Genomic DNA, 14,661 nt, shown 5'->3' with positions numbered 1-14,661 from the left:
CAGATCCGTTTTCCGTCTCCGCCACCCGCTGGACCGGGCTGCCGATCCGTTCTCCGCTTTCGCGTTTCCCTTTCCGGCGATTCCGACTCTATCAGGGATTTCCCGACCCTCTGACCACGCCCCGGCCAGCCACACACAGAGGTGTAGACCAGTAGTGGTGTAGACCAGTTAGGATCTCGCCCTGACAGGCGCCGCTGCCGAACCTCGGCGTCGTCGCGCCGGGCGTCAGGCAGGGCTACGACAGTACTCCTGCCCGGCAGTTGAGGCAAATCGTTCCCGCAACCCCGAGGTCTACCAACGGGGGCCTCTCGTGCGGAACCCGGACTTTCTATGACATACGCTCTGAATAGTACGCCGTCCAGGACAGGCAGCGACGGCGACACTCAATCTCCGCCCCCTGGGAGGCCCTCCATGACCACCGTGACGTCGCCCCTCGCCGGACGCGCCATCGGACTCGCCGCCGTACCCGACCCGGTGTTCTCCGGGGCCATGGTCGGACCGGGCACCGCCATCGACCCGGTGCGCGAGCCGTCGACGGCCGTCGCGCCCGTCGACGGGGTCGTGGTCTCCCTCCACCCGCACGCCTTCGTCGTCGTCGACGGCGAGGGGCACGGCGTGCTCACGCACCTCGGCATCGACACCGTCCAGCTCAACGGCGAGGGCTTCGAGCTGCTCGTCAACAAGGGCGACACCGTCACGCGCGGCCAGGAGATCGTCCGCTGGGACCCGGCCGCCGTGGAGGAGGCCGGCAAGTCCCCGATCTGCCCGGTCGTCGCGCTGGAGGCCACGCCGGACGCCCTCGGTGAGCTGCGCGAGGACGGTGACCTGAAGGCCGGCGAGACGCTCTTCGTATGGCAGTGACGTCACCGCCGTCCACGTGGCGGCGTTGAACGGGATGTTCCCTAAACGGTGGCTTCGGCCGCCGCTCGATCGGAGACGGGTGAAGATGGAGACAACGCTGCGCGGCGTCGGTGTGAGCCACGGTGTGGCGATCGGCGAGGTACGGCACATGGGCACGGCGGTGCTGGAGCCGCCGGCCAAGCAGATTCCCGCCGAGGAGGCGGAGCGGGAGCAGGGGCGCGCCCGCCAGGCCGTCGAGGCGGTGGCCGCCGACCTGATAGCGCGGGGCAACCTCGCCGGCGGTGAGGCCCAGCACGTCCTTGAGGCGCAGGCCATGATGGCGCAGGACCCCGAGCTGATGGCCGACGTGGAGCGGCGCATCGCCGTGGGTTCCACCGCCGAGCGGGCCGTGTACGACGCGTTCGCCGCGTACCGGGCGCTGCTGGCGGGTGCCGGGGAGTACCTGGCCGGGCGGGTCGCGGACCTCGACGACGTACGGAACCGGATCGTGGCGCGGCTGCTGGGCGTGCCGATGCCGGGCGTGCCGGACAGTGACGAGCCGTACGTGCTGATCGCGCGGGACCTGGCGCCGGCGGACACGGCGCTGCTGGACCCGTCGCTGGTGCTCGGGTTCGTGACCGAGGAGGGCGGGCCGACCAGTCACAGCGCGATCCTGGCGCGGGCGCTCGGCGTGCCGGCCGTGGTGGCGCTGCCGGGGGCGTGCGAGCTGGCGGAGGGCACCGTGATCGCGGTGGACGGCAGCACGGGTGAGGTCTTCGTCGACCCCGGCGTCGAGAAGCGTGCCGAGATGGAGCGGGCCGCGCAGGAGCGCAAGGCCGCTCTGGCGGCGTCGACCGGTCCCGGCGCCACGTCGGACGGGCACAAGGTGCCGCTGCTGGCGAACGTCGGCGGTCCGGCGGACGTGCCCGCGGCGGTGGAGGCCGGGGCCGAGGGCGTCGGGCTGTTCCGTACGGAGTTCCTGTTCCTGGACGACAGTGAGCGGGCGCCGTCCGAGGAGAAGCAGGTCGAGGCGTACCGGAAGGTGCTGGAGGCGTTTCCGGAGGGCCGGGTCGTCGTGCGCGTGCTGGACGCGGGCGCGGACAAGCCGCTGGCGTTCCTGACGCCCGCGGACGAGCCGAACCCCGCGCTGGGCGTGCGGGGCCTGCGGACGCTGCTGGACCACCCGGAGGTGCTGCGGACGCAGCTGACCGCGCTGGCGAAGGCGGCCGAGGGGCTGCCGGTGTACCTCGAGGTCATGGCGCCGATGGTGGCGGACCGGGCGGACGCGAAGGCGTTCGCGGACGCCTGCCGCGAGGCGGGGCTGCGGGCCAAGTTCGGCGCGATGGTGGAGATCCCGTCGGCGGCGCTGCGGGCGCGGTCGATCCTGCGGGAGGTGGAGTTCCTGTCGCTGGGCACGAACGACCTCGCGCAGTACGCGTTCGCGGCGGACCGGCAGGTGGGCGCGGTGTCGCGGCTCCAGGACCCGTGGCAACCGGCGCTGCTGGACCTGATCGCGATGGCTGCCGAGGCGGCGCGTGCCGAGGGCAAGAGCTGCGGCGTGTGCGGTGAGGCCGCGTCCGATCCGCTGCTGGCGTGCGTGCTGACGGGTCTGGGCGTCACTTCCCTGTCGATGGGTGCGGCGTCGATTCCTTACGTGCGGGCGACGCTGGCGAAGTACACGCTCGCGCAGTGCGAGCGTGCGGCCGCCGCGGCGCGCGCGGCCGACTCGGCGGAGGAGGCGCGGGTCGCCGCGCAGGCGGTGCTGTCCGGCGAGTGAGGCCGGTGTGCCGCCGGTGAACCGGGGTGAGGGGCCTTCCCGTGGTGCGGGAGGGCCCCTTTCGCCTTTCTCCCGGTCAGTGGGTCTGTCTCCCGGTCAGTGGTGGTGGGTGGAGCGGCCGTCGTCGGGGGCAAGGTCGAAGCCCGCGCGGTATTCGACGCCCGGTTCGGGCGGGAGGGGTTCGCCGGTGTCGGCGTCGGTGCAGTAGGCGCTGAAGACCTCGGCCTCGGTGAGGGGGACGAGGCGGCCGTGGTCGAGGCGCCAGCCGCGGAGGCGGTCGGGGGCGTCGGGGCCGCTGGTGCGCAGGACGAGTCCGCCGGGGGTGGCGCGCGCGATGCCGGCGGCGAGGACGGTGAGGAACTCCGTGGCCTCGGCGGAGTCGAGGCGGGCGGGCTCGGTGGCCGTGCGGTCGGTGCGGAGGACGGCCAGGAGGTGTTCGTCGGCGACGGGGACGCTGCAGACGAGTTGGTGCGCGCCGGGTCCCGCCTGGTCGAGGATGCGCAGGACGGCGCGGGACGCCTGGTCGAAGGCGGCGCGGCCGATGTCCTGGCCGCAGTCGGCGCACTGGCCGGTGTCGTCGAGGAGGAGGGCGGCGTACTCGCGGGTGGCGTGGCGTACGGCGGCGTCGACGAGGAGGGGGACGAGTTCGCCGATGGGCTGCCCGGTGTAGGTGACGCGGGCGCCCCGGGCGGCGGTCACGGCGGTGTACCGGGTACGGCTGGCGCGGGTGTCGGGGTCGAGGCCGGTCTCGGCGCAGTAGGCGGCGTAGTCCTCGGGGTCGAAGAGGGTGACGGTGGTGTGGGTGCCGCCGGCGGCGAGGGTCTTGAGGAGGCGCTCGGCCTCGCGGAGGTAGGTGGTGTGGTCGTCGAAGGTGAAGGAGCGGTAGCGGCGCATGGCCGCGAAGTCCTGCTCGTCGGTGAGGAGGCCGAGCGTGCTCGGTGCTTCGCGGCGCAGCGCCTGCCGCAGGGATGCGGTGTTCGTGGTGTGGGCCATCGGTCCCCCTGGTGATCAGTTGTTGCCAGATGCTCACTCAGCGTAATCAGGGGGACTGACAGTGGCGGGTGGGCCGGTCAGTTCGCGGGGCGCTGGGCGCGCCGGCGGGCGAGGTCCTCGTAGAAGCGGAGGAGGTCGGCGTCGTCGATGGAGCCGGGGTTGACGGCCTTGTCGAGGGGGGTGCCCTGGAAGAGGCGTTTGACGGGGACCTCGATGCGCTTGCCGGTGAGGGTGTGGGGGACGCCGGGGACTTCGATGATCTCGTCGGGGACGTGGCGGGGTGAGAGTTCGGTGCGGATGGTCCCCTTGATGCGGTCGGTCAGGGCGTCGTCGAGGGCGGCGCCGTCGGCGAGGTGGACGAAGAGGGGCATCCAGTAGCCGCCGTCGGGCTCCTCCAGACCGATGACGAGGGACTCCTTGATCTCGGGGAGGCGTTCGACGGCTTCGTAGATGTCGGCGCTGCCCATGCGGACGCCCTGGCGGTTGAGGGTGGAGTCGGAGCGGCCGTGGATGACGACGGAGCCGTGGTCGGTGAGGGTGATCCAGTCGCCGTGGCGCCAGACGCCGGGGTACATGTCGAAGTAGCTGCCGTGGTAGCGGCTGCCGTCGGGGTCGTTCCAGAAGCGGATCGGCATGGACGGCATGGGGTTGGTGACGACGAGTTCGCCGACCTCGCCGACGAGGGGCTTGCCGTGGGGGTCCCACGCCTGGAGGTCGGTGCCGAGACAGGGGGCCTGGAGTTCGCCGATGTGGACGGGGAGGGTGGGGACGGCCCCGGCGAAGCAGCTGCACACGTCGGTGCCGCCGCTGACGGAGGCGACGTACAGGTCGGCGCCGTTCTCGGCGAACTCGTCGTGGAGCCAGCGGAAGCCGTCGGGCGGGAGGGGCGAGCCGGTGGTGGCGACGCACTTGATCCGGGACAGGTCGTGGTCGCGGGAGGGGTGGACGCCGGCCTTGCGGCAGGCCATGACGTAGGCGGCGGAGGTGCCGTAGAGGGTGGCTCCGGTGCGTTCGGCGACGCGCCACTGGGCGTCGGTGGCGGGGTAGCCGGGGCTGCCGTCGTAGAGGACGACGGTGGTGCCGGTGAGGAGGCCGGAGACGAGGAAGTTCCACATCATCCAGCCGGTGGAGGTGTACCAGAAGAACACGTCGTCGGGGCCGAGGTCGCAGTGGAGGCCGAGCTGCTTGAAGTGTTCGAGGAGGATGCCGCCCTGGGACTGGACGATGGCCTTGGGGAGGCCGGTCGTCCCGGAGGAGTAGAGGATCCACAGGGGGTGGTCGAAGGGGACCTGCTCGTACTGGGGGGCGGCGGTGCCCGCGGTGAGGGCGTCCCACTCCAGGGTGCCCTCGGGGGCGGCGGTGCCGAGGAGGGGGATGTGGACGACCGCGCGGAGCGTGGGAAGTTCGCGGCGGAGTTCGGCGACGGTGTCGCGCCGGTCGTGTTCCCTGCCTCCGTAGCGGTAGCCGTCGACGGTGAACAGGACGACGGGTTCGACCTGTTGGAAGCGGTCGAGGACGCTGCGGGCGCCGAAGTCGGGGGCGCAGGAGGTCCAGACGCCGCCGACGGCGGCGGTGGCGAGGAGGGCGGTGACGGCCTGCGGGATGTTGGGCAGGTAGCCGCTGACGCGGTCGCCGGGGCGTACGCCGATGGCGCGGAGCTCGGCGGCGAGGGCGGCGACCTGGCGGCGGAGTTCGGCCCAGGTGACGGGGGTCGGCTCGTGGGTCTCGTCGACGTGGAGGAGTGCGGGCGCGTCGGGGCGTTCGTCGGTGGCGCGGAGGGCGTGTTCGGCGTAGTTGAGGGTGGCGCCCGGGAACCATCGGGCGCCGGGCATGGAGCGGTCGCCCAGTACGCGCGCGTAGGGGGCGGTGAAGTGGACGTCGAACCACTCGGTGACGGCTTGCCAGAAGGTGTCGAGGTGGTCGATGGACCAGCGGTGGAGTGCCGGGTATCCGCCGTTCGCGGGGGCCCCGTGGCGCTCCGCGGCCCACGCCTGGAAGCGGGTGACCGCGGCGGAGGCGATGCGGTCCTGGTCCGGCTGCCAGAGCGGCTCGGGTGGCTCGGAGTGCGCTGTCGCTGACGTCGATGTCATGGGGTGTGCTCCCTGGCTGTACGCGGATCTGCGTGTGTCCCGCGCTCGGGCTGGATGTGCGCGTGACGCGGCTGACAGGGACGATGCCACGGGAGTGTGTTTCGCACCAGGTGTCCCCACCCATGGTCGGCGGACTGAACATGTGGTGTCACCACGGGTGAACGGTTGTTGAACGTCTCACGGGGGCGCCTCGGCGGGTGGCAGGGTGCTCGGCATGGACGGTCGCGAGTTGGTGCGTTCGATGTGGGTGTTCGGCAGGGTGCGGGGGCCTCGGGCCCTGCGTTCGGAGTGGCGGCGGCGGAGGGCGGACGCCGCGGGGCTGCCGCGGCGGGGTCCGGAGCGGGCGCGGGTGCCGGGCCGGGTGGTGGGGGTGGAGCCGCTGCCGGGCGGGGGGATCGTACGGTTCGCGCGGTCGGAGCTGCGGGTGTGCGTGACGGGTGGGGCCGCGGTGTTCTGGGGGTGGGACGGGGCGGAGCCGTCGCCGTCGTACGCGCTGGCGGGTGAGGTGCCGGAGCCGGACGCGCGCGTGGTGCTGGAGCCGGACACGGAGGGCGGCTGGCGGGTGGTGGCCGAACGGGTGACGGTCGCCGTGTCGCGCAACGGGGCGGTGGAGGTGCGCACGCCGGGCGGGGTGGTGCTGCGGCGGGACCTGCCGCCGCGGTGGTGGGAGCCGGTGGACGGGGGCGGGGCGCGGTGGGTGCAGCGGTCGGAGGTGCCGGCGGACGCGCGGTTCTTTGGACTCGGGGGGCGGGCGACGGGGCCGCGGCTGCCGGACGGGACGTACCGGCTGTGGAACACCGATCCGCGGGGGGCCTTCGGGCCGGGGACCGACCCGCTGTACATCACGATGCCGGTGCAGTGGGTGGTGGCGGACGCGGGGACGCACCTGGCGTTCTACGACAGCACGTGGGACGGGCACGTGTCGCTGCGGGAGGGCGAGGAGGGCGCCGGGTCGGGGCACGACCGTCCGGGGCTGAGCGAGGTGCGGATGAGCGGGGGCCCGCTGCGCTGCTGGGTGGTGGTGGGTTCTCCGGCGCGGATCGCGCACGGCTGGACGCAGCTGACGGGGGCGCCCGCGGTGCCGCCGTCGTGGGCGCTGGGGCCGCAGCACGCGCGGTGGGGGTTCGGGAGCGCCGAGGAGGTGCGGCGGGTGGTGGCCGGCTACCGGGAGCGGGGGCTGCCGCTGTCGGCGCTGCACCTGGACATCGACCACTACGACGGGCACCGGGTGTTCACGGTGGACCGGGAGCGGTTCCCGGACCTGCCGGGCCTGGCGGCGGAGCTGCGGGAGCGGGGCGTGCGGCTGGTGTCGATCGTGGACCCGGCGGTGAAGGCGGAGCCGGGCGGGTCGGTGTACGAGAGCGGGGCGCGGGTGGGGGCGCGGGGCGCGTTCGTGCGGGACGCGCGCGGACGGGTGGTGCGGGGGGTCGTGTGGCCGGGTGAGTGCGTGTACCCGGACTTCACGGACCCGGCGGTGCGGGAGTGGTGGGGCGGGCTGTACGGGGAGCGGCTGGCGCAGGGCTTCTCGGGGGTGTGGCACGACATGAACGAGCCGGTGTCGTTCACCCCGTTCGGTGACATGACGCTGCCCCGGTCCGCGCGGCACGCGCTGGAGGGCCGGGGCGGTGACCACCGGGAGGCGCACAACGTGTACGGGCTGGCGATGGCGCGCGCCGGGTACGAGGGGCTGGTGCGGGCGCGGCCCGAGGAGCGGCCGTTCCTGTTCTCCCGGTCGGGCTGGGCGGGGATGCAGCGGTACGGCGGGACGTGGTCGGGGGACGTGGCGACGGGCTGGGCGGGGCTGCGGGCGTCGCTGGCGCTGGTGCTGGGGCTGGGGCTGTGCGGGGTGCCGTACTCGGGGCCCGACGTGGGCGGTTTCGACGGGCACCCGTCGCCGGAGCTGTACCTGCGGTGGTTCCAGTTGGGGGCGTGGCTGCCGCTGTTCCGTACGCACGCGGCGATCGACGCGGGGCGGCGGGAGCCGTGGGAGTTCGGGCCGAAGGTGCTGGAGTACGCGCGCGCGGCGCTGGAGGAGCGGGAACGGCTGCGCCCGTACTTCGTGACGCTAGCGCGGCTGGCCCGGCTGACGGGGGCGCCCTACGCGCGGCCGCTGTGGTGGGCGGCGCCGGAGGACCGGCTGCTGCGGGAGTGCGGGGACGCGTTCCTGCTGGGGGACGCGCTGCTGGTGGCGCCGGTGCTGGTGCGGGGCGCGGAGCGGCGGGAGGTGCTGCTGCCGCGGGGCCGCTGGTACGACAGGGTGACGGGGCGGGCGTACGAGGGGCCGGGGCAGGCGCTGGTGGAGGCGCCGCTGTCGCGGGTGCCGGTGCTGGTGCGGGCGGGTGCGGTGATTCCGGTGCGGGGTGGGGACGGGGCGGTGGAGCTGGAGGTGTGGGCGCCGGCGCCCGGCCGGTCGGGCGGTGGCCTCACCGTGCGGGACGCGGGTGACGGGTGGGAGCAGGCGGAGGTGGAGCGGTACGTGTCGCGGTGGGAGGGGGACGAGGTGCGGGTGGAGCGCGTGACGGACGAGGGTGCCGTGACGGTCGGGCCCGAGGGGGTGCGGGTGCGCGGCCTGGGCGGGCGGACCTAGGCCGTGCGGAGCCGGTCGTACTCGCCGGCGAACCATCTGCGGACGGCCTCGGTGTGCAGCGGGAAGGCGAGGGGCGCCGGGGCGTACAGGACGTGGTGGCCGGTGGTCTCGGCGGTGGGCGCGGAGGGCGGGAGGGAGCTCGCGGGGCGTTCCGGGAGGAGGCCGAAGAGGAGGAGGTGGCCGCCGGGCGAGCTCATGGCGTCGGCCAGGCGCACGTCGCGGGCGAAGGCCCCGACGCCGGTCTCCTCGCGCAGTTCGCGTACGACGGCGTCCCGCCAGTCCTCGGCGTGGTCGATGAAGCCGCCGGGGAGGGCGGTGCCGCCGCGTTCGGGTTCGACGTCGCGGGTGATGACTAGGAGGCCGGTGCCCCGCGGGCCCGTGGCGGGGAGGAGGGCGACCGCGACGGGAAGGGGGTTGCGGTAGGTGACGGCGGCGCAGGCGGGGCAGGTGCGGGGCCAGGAGCCGGCGGGGTCGGCGAAGGGGGCGCCGCACTGGGCGCAATGGGTGTTCTGCACGGGGCGCACTGTACCGATCGGCGCGGGACTGGTAGACGGTGTGTGTGACGGGACGTACCGCCGGTGCGCGGAGGGTGGCCGCCGCCCTCGCCGCGGGGGCCCTGGCCCTCTCCCCCGCCGTCCCCCCGGACGTGGTGCCGGCCGCCGCGGCGCGCGGGGAGCCGCCGGTGCCGCGGGAGTTCACGGAGCTGCGGGCGGTGGACCCGACGATCCTCCAGGAGATGCGGTACGCGACGGAGCACACCTTCGTGGGCGGGCCGGTGGACGGGTACCGCGAGCCGGTGTGCCTGCTGACCCGGCCGGCGGCGCGGGCGCTGCACCGGGCGCAGACGCGGCTGCTGCGGCGGGGCCACTCGCTGAAGGTGTACGACTGCTACCGGCCGCAGCGGGCCGTCGACCACTTCGTCCGGTGGGCGAAGGACCCGGCGGACGAGCGGATGAAGGCCGAGTTCCACCCGCGCGTGGACAAGTCCCGGCTCTTCGCGGACGGGTACGTCGCGGAACGGTCCGGGCACAGCCGCGGGTCGACGGTCGACGTGACGCTGGTGCGGCTGCCGGCGGCACCGACGCGGCCGTACGTACCGGGCGAGCCGCTGGTGGACTGCGCGGCGCCGCGGGAGGAGCGGTTCCCGGACAACTCGGTGGACATGGGGACGGGGTTCGACTGCTTCGACACGCTGTCGCACACGGACGACCCGCGCGTGCGGGGGGCGGCGCGGGCCAACCGGGACCTGCTGCGGGGGGTGCTCGCGGCGGAGGGGTTCGTGAACCTGCCGGAGGAGTGGTGGCACTTCACGTACGAGCCAGAGGAGTTCCCGGACACGTACTTCGACTTCCCCGTCGAGGCCCTCAGGTGGCGGCCGGCTCCGGGGTCGGCTCCGTGAACGTCATCGCGTGCCGGACGACCGCTACCAGGACCTCCTTGACGGACTCGCGCAGCCGCGCGTCGGTCATCAGCAGCGGTACGCCCGCGTCGAGGTCGAGGGCGGCCCGTACCGTCTCGGCGGGGTGGACGTCGGCTCCCTCGAAGCAGTTGACGGCGACCGCGAACGGTATGCGGCGCCGCTCGAAGTAGTCGATGCAGGCGAAGGAGTCCTCCAGGCGGCGCGTGTCGACCAGGACCACCGCGCCGAGGGCGCCCTGCGCGAGCTCGTCCCACAGGAACCAGAAGCGGTCCTGTCCGGGGGTGCCGAACAGGTACAGCACCAGGTCCTCGCGGAGGGTGATCCGGCCGAAGTCCATGGCGACGGTCGTCGTGGACTTGGACTCGACGCCGGCCAGGTCGTCGACCGGCCGGCTCGCCTCGGTCAGGTCCTCCTCGGTGCGCAGCGGCCGGATCTCGCTCACCGCCCCGACGAGCGTGGTCTTGCCCACCCCGAACCCGCCCGCTACCAGGATCTTCAGCGTCACCGGCTCGACCGGTGGCGGACCCTTGCGGCTAGAGCGCCCGAAGGCCATTGATCACCTCACGCAGAATGCTCTCGTCCGGCAGTTCGGCCGGCGGAACGGGACGGGTTACGTGGACGAGCTCCTCCTCGACGAGGTCGCCGACCAGGACGCGGACCACGCCCACGGGCAGGTCCATCCCGGCGGCGAGCTCGGCGATCGACTGGGGGAACTCGCTGCAGCGTTCGACGATCTCCACGTGCTCCGGGGAGAGCGTCTGGTCGCGGCCCGGGTCGTCCGCGGCGGGTTCGGGCACGACCACCGCGATCAGGTCGAGTCGGTGACGGGCGGGGGTGGTGGTGCGTCCGCGGGTCATCGCGTACGGGCGCACCACCGGTCCCGCCTCGTCGTCGAACCAGTGGTGCGCGTCGCCGGCGGGGCGTCCGCGACGCATCTGTCCGACCGCTGCGTCGCTCATCGCATCCCCCCTCACCCGCCGGTGGTCAGACCGGACCGGGGGGCGGTCGCCAGGTGGGCGCCGACGCGCTTGACCATCAGCGTCATCTCGTAGGCGACGAGGCCCACGTCGGAGTCGGAGTCCGCGAGGACCGCGAGGCAGCTTCCGTCGCCGGCGGCGGTGACGAAGAGGAAGGCGTCGTCCAGCTCGACGACGGTCTGGCGGACCTGGCCGGCGTCGAAGTGGCGGCCCACGCCCTTGGCGAGGCTGTGGAAGCCGGACGCGACGGCCGCGAGGTGCTCGCTGTCCTCGCGGCTGAGGTCCCTGGAGCCGCCCGTCGGCAGGCCGTCGCTGGAGAGGACCAGGGCCTTGCGGATGGAGCCGACCCGCTCGACCAGTTCGTCGAGGAGCCAGTTGAGCTCGCCGGTTGAGTTGGATGGTGCGGCGTTCGGTGCGGTCATCGACCGTCCCCCTCCGGTGTCGTTCCTGGTGCTGTCTCACTGCGGGCGCGCTGCCAGCCTCGCTGCATCGCGGCCATGCGGTCGCGTACCTGTTCGGCGTCGCGCTCCGTGTCCTGGGGGTCCGCGGGGCCGGGGCCGGCCGGGGCGGGGGGCCGGTCGGCCTGGTCCCTCAGCTGGGGGACCAGGCTCGCCTGGCGTACGCGGCGGGGAAGGCCGCCGAGGGTCGGGGTGGTCCCGTCGGGCGCGGTGCCGGGGGCGCCGGGGCCGGGGGCGGTGCCCGGGGCGCCGGGGGTGCCGGCGGGGGCGCCGGGGGCGCCGACGCGGCGGCCGTGGCGGGCGACGAGGGCCGGCTTGCGGCGGGGCAGCGGGACCGGGCGCGCGAGGTGGTCGGCGGGCGCGTCGGGCACCTGCCCGTACGGGGCGTGCTCCTCGCGCTGCCCGTACCGTTCGCGCTGCTCGCGCGCGGGGGTGTCGGCGGGACGCAGGGGCGGGCGGGGGCGGAAGAGGCCGTGCCCGTCGTCCTCGTCGTCCTTGCGGTCGAAGCCGCCGGCCGGTTCCCCGAGGAGGTCGAGCGGGCCGTCCGGTCCGATCGGACCGTCGGAGGCGGAGGACACCCGCGTGAGCGCGGCCCGCCGGGCGGCGGGCTCGGTGCCGGAGCGGCCGGGGGTCCCGCGGTCCAGCCGGAAGCCGGCGCCCTGCGTGTCGGGAGCCTCGGTGAGCAGCGCGGCCGGGAGGAACACGACGGCGGTCGTGCCGCCGTACGGGGAGGGCTGGAGCGAGACCCGGACGTTCTGGCGCCGGGCGAGGCGGCTGACGACGAAGAGGCCCAGCCGGTCGGTGTCGGACAGCTCGAACTCGGGGGTCTCGGCGAGGCGGAGGTTCGCGTCGAAGAGGTCTTCCGGCGACATGCCGAGGCCCCGGTCGTGGATCTCCAGGGTGAAGCCGTTGGTGACGCGTTCGCCGTGCACCTGGACCACCGTGTGGGGCGGCGAGAAGGCCGTGGCGTTCTCCAGGAGTTCGGCGATGAGGTGGGTCAGGTCCGCGACGGCGGGGCCGGCGACGCCGATGCGCGGCAGGCGGCGCACCTCGACGCGCTCGTAGTCCTCGACCTCCGCGACCGCCGCGCGGACCACGTCCATGAGCTGGACGGGCCTGCGCCACTGCCGGGAGGGGGCGGCTCCGGAGAGGATCACCAGGCCCTCGGCGTGACGGCGCATGCGGGTGGTCAGGTGGTCGAGGCGGAACAGGTCGGCGAGTTCCTCGGCGTCCTCGGTGCGCCGCTCCATCGTGTCGAGGAGGGTGAGCTGGCGGTGGAGGAGGACCTGGTTGCGGCGGGCGAGGTTGACGAAGACCTCGGAGACGCCGCGGCGCATCCCGGCCTGTTTGACGGCGGCTTCGACGGCGGCCCGCTGGAGGGTGTTGAGGGCCTTGCCGACCTGGCCGATCTCGTCCTTGTCGTACTCCAGCCGCGGGACCTCGGTCTCGACGTCGACGTGCTCGCCGGCGGCGAGGCGGCGCATCACGCTGGGGAGCCGGACGCCGGAGACCTCCTGGGCCTCCTTGCGGAGCCGGGTCAGGTCGCGGACGAGGCCGCGGCCGACGCGTACGGAGACGACGAGGGAGCACAGGACCGCGAGGAAGCCGAGGATGCCGGCGATGCCCGCCTTGAGGAGGACGCTGTACGCGGCGGGCTCGACGCGGTCCTGGTAGCGGTCCCCCGCCAGGCGGTTCTCGGCGGCGAGGCCGCCGAGGACGGTGTTCGCGGCGTCCTGCCAGCGGGCGGTGTCGGTGGCGCGCGGGTCGTCGGCGGGCCCGGCGGTGATGACGGCTTCCTCGGCCTGGCGCAGCGGCTGCGTCTCGGGGCTGCTCCAGTACGCCTGGTAGGCGTCGCGCTCGGCCAGGGGCAGCACTTCGAGGCTGGTCTCGTAGAACTGCCGGCGGCGGGCGACGAGGTCGGAGACGAGGCGGACCTCCTCGGCGGTGAGGCGGTCGCTGACGAGGGAGGAGACGACGAGGGCGTCCTCCCGGGCGAGCATCTCGCGCGCGCGGGCGAGGCCGACGAGGGCGCGACCCTGCTTCTCCATCTCGACGTTGTCGATGGCGTGGAGGTGGACGAGGAAGCTGTAGCAAGGGTCGATGAGCCGGTTGTAGAACTCCAGGGCCTGGAGGCGGCCGACCGCCCTCGTGTCGATGGAGTGGCGCAGCGTCGCCAGCCCGTCGAACGCCGCGAGGAGGGAGGTGAACCGCTGGGCCGCGGTGTCGTGCATGGCGTCGACGACGCGCGGGTCGCGGGCGTGGGCGCGGATGGCGGCGACGGTGCGGTCGGTGGCCGCGCGGTCGCGGCGCAGGGTGCCGAGGGCGTCGGCGGTGCGCGGGTCGGCCAGGTAGAGGAGGCTCTGGCGGCGTTCCCGCTGGATGACGTGGACGGTTTCCTCCAGGGGGTAGCCGACCTTCTGCATGATCTGGCCGACGTCGAGGAGGTGGTCGGCCTCGCGGCCGGTGATGAAGGTCGCGAACCCCCACAGGCCGGTGAGGGACAGGAGCGGGACGAGCAGCAGCGCCACGATCTTCCTGCGGATCGACTTCCCGCGAAAGCCCATGGCCTCCCCCAGCCCGCCCGGCCGCCCGGCGCGGCGCGAGGTGCACACATCGACTCACCAGCAAACGGAGCGAGCCTACTACTGCCGCCAGGCCGTCTCGAAGGCCCGTCCGGTCGTTTTTCGGCCTCCGCGCACACTGTTGATCACGCCTTGCCCCGGTATCAAGGGAGTTGACAAACCGGACCGTGACGGAGGACACCTGGCGAGGTGTCACTTCTCGCGATGTGTCGGTTGGCTGGAATTGCACCTTCCGGGAATCTTCCCGTGCGCCAACGCGTCTAGTCGTACGGGGCGGCGGGTTCTGTCGGCGTACATCGGTCCGAGGCGGGCAGTCACCCTGATGTCGGTCGAGTGGCGGGGAGGGACGGCGGATGAGCACGGGGCGGCGCGAGCTGTGGGTGGAGGAGCCGGTGGGTCGGCGCAGGTTGCCGGACCCGGTGCGCACGGTGGCGGTGCGGGCCTGGCTGATCGCCGCGCTGACGCTGATCCAGGCGGTCGCGGCGTACCTGCTGACGCTCGCCGGGTCCTGGCTGGCGCTCCCCCTGGTGCTGAGCAGCATCGGCAGCACGGTGGTGGCGACCTGGTCGGTCCTCGACGTGTGGGTGACGCGGCAGGTGTGGAAGCAGCGGTACGGGGTGGTGTCCGAGCCGAGCAGCACGGCGCGGCAGTTGCGGCGGGAGCGGCGCACGGCCCGGCGGGCCGCCCGGCGCGCCGAGCGCATACGGAGGCGGCAGGCGCGGTCGGCGCGCGGTGCGGACGGGCCGGCCCCCGCGACCCCGGCCGTCGACGTGCCGGCTGTGGAGGTGCCGGCCGTCGACGTGCCCCGGGGGGCCGCGCGGGACGTGCCGGGGCGGCGGGGCGCGCGTGCCCCGCAGCCGGGACGGGGAGAGCTGTCCCGGGCGTGACGGCCGCGGTGCCCGGCGCCGCGGCCGGGCCGGGCGGCGCGGCGCCGCCG

12 protein-coding genes are annotated in these 14,661 nt (G+C 74.1%); 5 read left to right on the top strand and 7 right to left on the bottom strand.

Annotated elements, in window-relative coordinates:
* Positions 1 to 411: 411 nt before the first annotated feature.
* Both AC07D6_RS30325 and ptsP read left to right on the top strand, forming a co-directional pair.
* The gene (locus AC07D6_RS30325; protein ID WP_315881278.1) at positions 412 to 861 is read left to right on the top strand and encodes a PTS sugar transporter subunit IIA; all 450 of its coding nucleotides are present in this window, start codon (positions 412 to 414) and stop codon (positions 859 to 861) included.
* A gap of 85 nt (positions 862 to 946) precedes the next feature.
* Complete coding sequence (ptsP, locus tag AC07D6_RS30320; RefSeq protein WP_315881303.1) at positions 947 to 2,617, top strand: phosphoenolpyruvate--protein phosphotransferase; 1,671 nt, start codon at positions 947 to 949, stop codon at positions 2,615 to 2,617.
* Between the two features lie 96 nt (positions 2,618 to 2,713).
* On the opposite strand, the gene AC07D6_RS30315 is transcribed toward ptsP, so the two are convergent.
* Positions 2,714 to 3,610: a hypothetical protein gene (locus AC07D6_RS30315; RefSeq protein WP_479049683.1), complete on the bottom strand. Its 897-nt coding sequence runs from the start codon at positions 3,608 to 3,610 to the stop codon at positions 2,714 to 2,716.
* Positions 3,611 to 3,687: 77 nt separating this feature from the next.
* On the bottom strand, positions 3,688 to 5,700 hold the full coding sequence (locus AC07D6_RS30310; protein ID WP_479049681.1) for an acetoacetate--CoA ligase: 2,013 nt from the start codon (positions 5,698 to 5,700) through the stop codon (positions 3,688 to 3,690).
* A 214-nt stretch (positions 5,701 to 5,914) separates the two neighbouring features.
* Between AC07D6_RS30310 and AC07D6_RS30305 the strand changes: the two genes are divergently transcribed.
* Entirely contained in the window at positions 5,915 to 8,287 is a 2,373-nt protein-coding gene (locus AC07D6_RS30305; protein WP_479049679.1) for a glycoside hydrolase family 31 protein, read from the top strand.
* Here AC07D6_RS30305 and AC07D6_RS30300 read toward each other — a convergent pair.
* Positions 8,284 to 8,802, bottom strand: coding sequence for an NUDIX domain-containing protein (locus AC07D6_RS30300; protein ID WP_479049676.1), 519 nt, complete (start codon positions 8,800 to 8,802; stop codon positions 8,284 to 8,286). The genes AC07D6_RS30305 and AC07D6_RS30300 overlap by 4 nt on opposite strands.
* 44 nt (positions 8,803 to 8,846) lie before the next feature.
* On the opposite strand from AC07D6_RS30300, the gene AC07D6_RS30295 reads away from it, so the two are divergent.
* Entirely contained in the window at positions 8,847 to 9,686 is an 840-nt protein-coding gene (locus tag AC07D6_RS30295; protein WP_391654439.1) for a M15 family metallopeptidase, read from the top strand.
* On the opposite strand, the gene AC07D6_RS30290 is transcribed toward AC07D6_RS30295, so the two are convergent.
* From AC07D6_RS30290 to AC07D6_RS30275, 4 genes are read right to left on the bottom strand one after another with little or no spacing between them, the layout of a single operon-like run.
* Positions 9,652 to 10,260 carry a GTP-binding protein gene (locus AC07D6_RS30290; protein ID WP_315881283.1) on the bottom strand — a complete coding sequence of 203 codons (609 nt, stop codon included), beginning with the start codon at positions 10,258 to 10,260 and terminating at the stop codon, positions 9,652 to 9,654. The two genes, AC07D6_RS30295 and AC07D6_RS30290, sit on opposite strands and share 35 nt — an antisense overlap.
* Positions 10,241 to 10,666, bottom strand: coding sequence for a DUF742 domain-containing protein (locus AC07D6_RS30285; protein WP_479049673.1), 426 nt, complete (start codon positions 10,664 to 10,666; stop codon positions 10,241 to 10,243). Before AC07D6_RS30285 ends, AC07D6_RS30290 begins: the two co-directional genes overlap by 20 nt.
* An 11-nt stretch (positions 10,667 to 10,677) precedes the next feature.
* Positions 10,678 to 11,106, bottom strand: a complete 429-nt coding sequence (locus AC07D6_RS30280; RefSeq protein WP_315881285.1) for a roadblock/LC7 domain-containing protein — start codon at positions 11,104 to 11,106, stop codon at positions 10,678 to 10,680.
* On the bottom strand, positions 11,103 to 13,706 hold the full coding sequence (locus tag AC07D6_RS30275; protein ID WP_479049670.1) for a sensor histidine kinase: 2,604 nt from the start codon (positions 13,704 to 13,706) through the stop codon (positions 11,103 to 11,105). The genes AC07D6_RS30280 and AC07D6_RS30275 overlap by 4 nt, the downstream gene beginning before the upstream one ends.
* 371 nt (positions 13,707 to 14,077) lie before the next feature.
* Here AC07D6_RS30275 and AC07D6_RS30270 point away from each other — a divergent pair, with 371 nt between their 5' ends.
* Positions 14,078 to 14,611 carry a hypothetical protein gene (locus tag AC07D6_RS30270; RefSeq protein ID WP_479049668.1) on the top strand — a complete coding sequence of 178 codons (534 nt, stop codon included), beginning with the start codon at positions 14,078 to 14,080 and terminating at the stop codon, positions 14,609 to 14,611.
* Positions 14,612 to 14,661 lie beyond the last annotated feature (50 nt).

Source organism: Streptomyces sp. NPDC045287 (genome assembly GCF_056432325.1).
The sequence above is the reverse complement of the archived record's forward strand: the minus strand, read 5'-3'. Positions and strand labels throughout refer to the sequence as shown.

Excerpts from the sequence above, each read along its gene's own strand:
- AC07D6_RS30275 (WP_479049670.1), bottom strand. The coding sequence starts at position 13,706 with ATGGGCTTTCGCGGGAAGTCGATCCGCAGGAAGATCGTGGCGCTGCTG.
- AC07D6_RS30315 (WP_479049683.1), bottom strand. The coding sequence starts at position 3,610 with ATGGCCCACACCACGAACACCGCATCCCTGCGGCAGGCGCTGCGCCGC.
- AC07D6_RS30280 (WP_315881285.1), bottom strand. The coding sequence starts at position 11,106 with ATGACCGCACCGAACGCCGCACCATCCAACTCAACCGGCGAGCTCAAC.
- AC07D6_RS30325 (WP_315881278.1), top strand. The coding sequence starts at position 412 with ATGACCACCGTGACGTCGCCCCTCGCCGGACGCGCCATCGGACTCGCC.
- AC07D6_RS30310 (WP_479049681.1), bottom strand. The coding sequence starts at position 5,700 with ATGACATCGACGTCAGCGACAGCGCACTCCGAGCCACCCGAGCCGCTC.
- AC07D6_RS30270 (WP_479049668.1), top strand. The coding sequence starts at position 14,078 with ATGAGCACGGGGCGGCGCGAGCTGTGGGTGGAGGAGCCGGTGGGTCGG.
- AC07D6_RS30285 (WP_479049673.1), bottom strand. The coding sequence starts at position 10,666 with ATGAGCGACGCAGCGGTCGGACAGATGCGTCGCGGACGCCCCGCCGGC.
- AC07D6_RS30290 (WP_315881283.1), bottom strand. The coding sequence starts at position 10,260 with ATGGCCTTCGGGCGCTCTAGCCGCAAGGGTCCGCCACCGGTCGAGCCG.
- AC07D6_RS30305 (WP_479049679.1), top strand. The coding sequence starts at position 5,915 with ATGGACGGTCGCGAGTTGGTGCGTTCGATGTGGGTGTTCGGCAGGGTG.
- ptsP (WP_315881303.1), top strand. The coding sequence starts at position 947 with ATGGAGACAACGCTGCGCGGCGTCGGTGTGAGCCACGGTGTGGCGATC.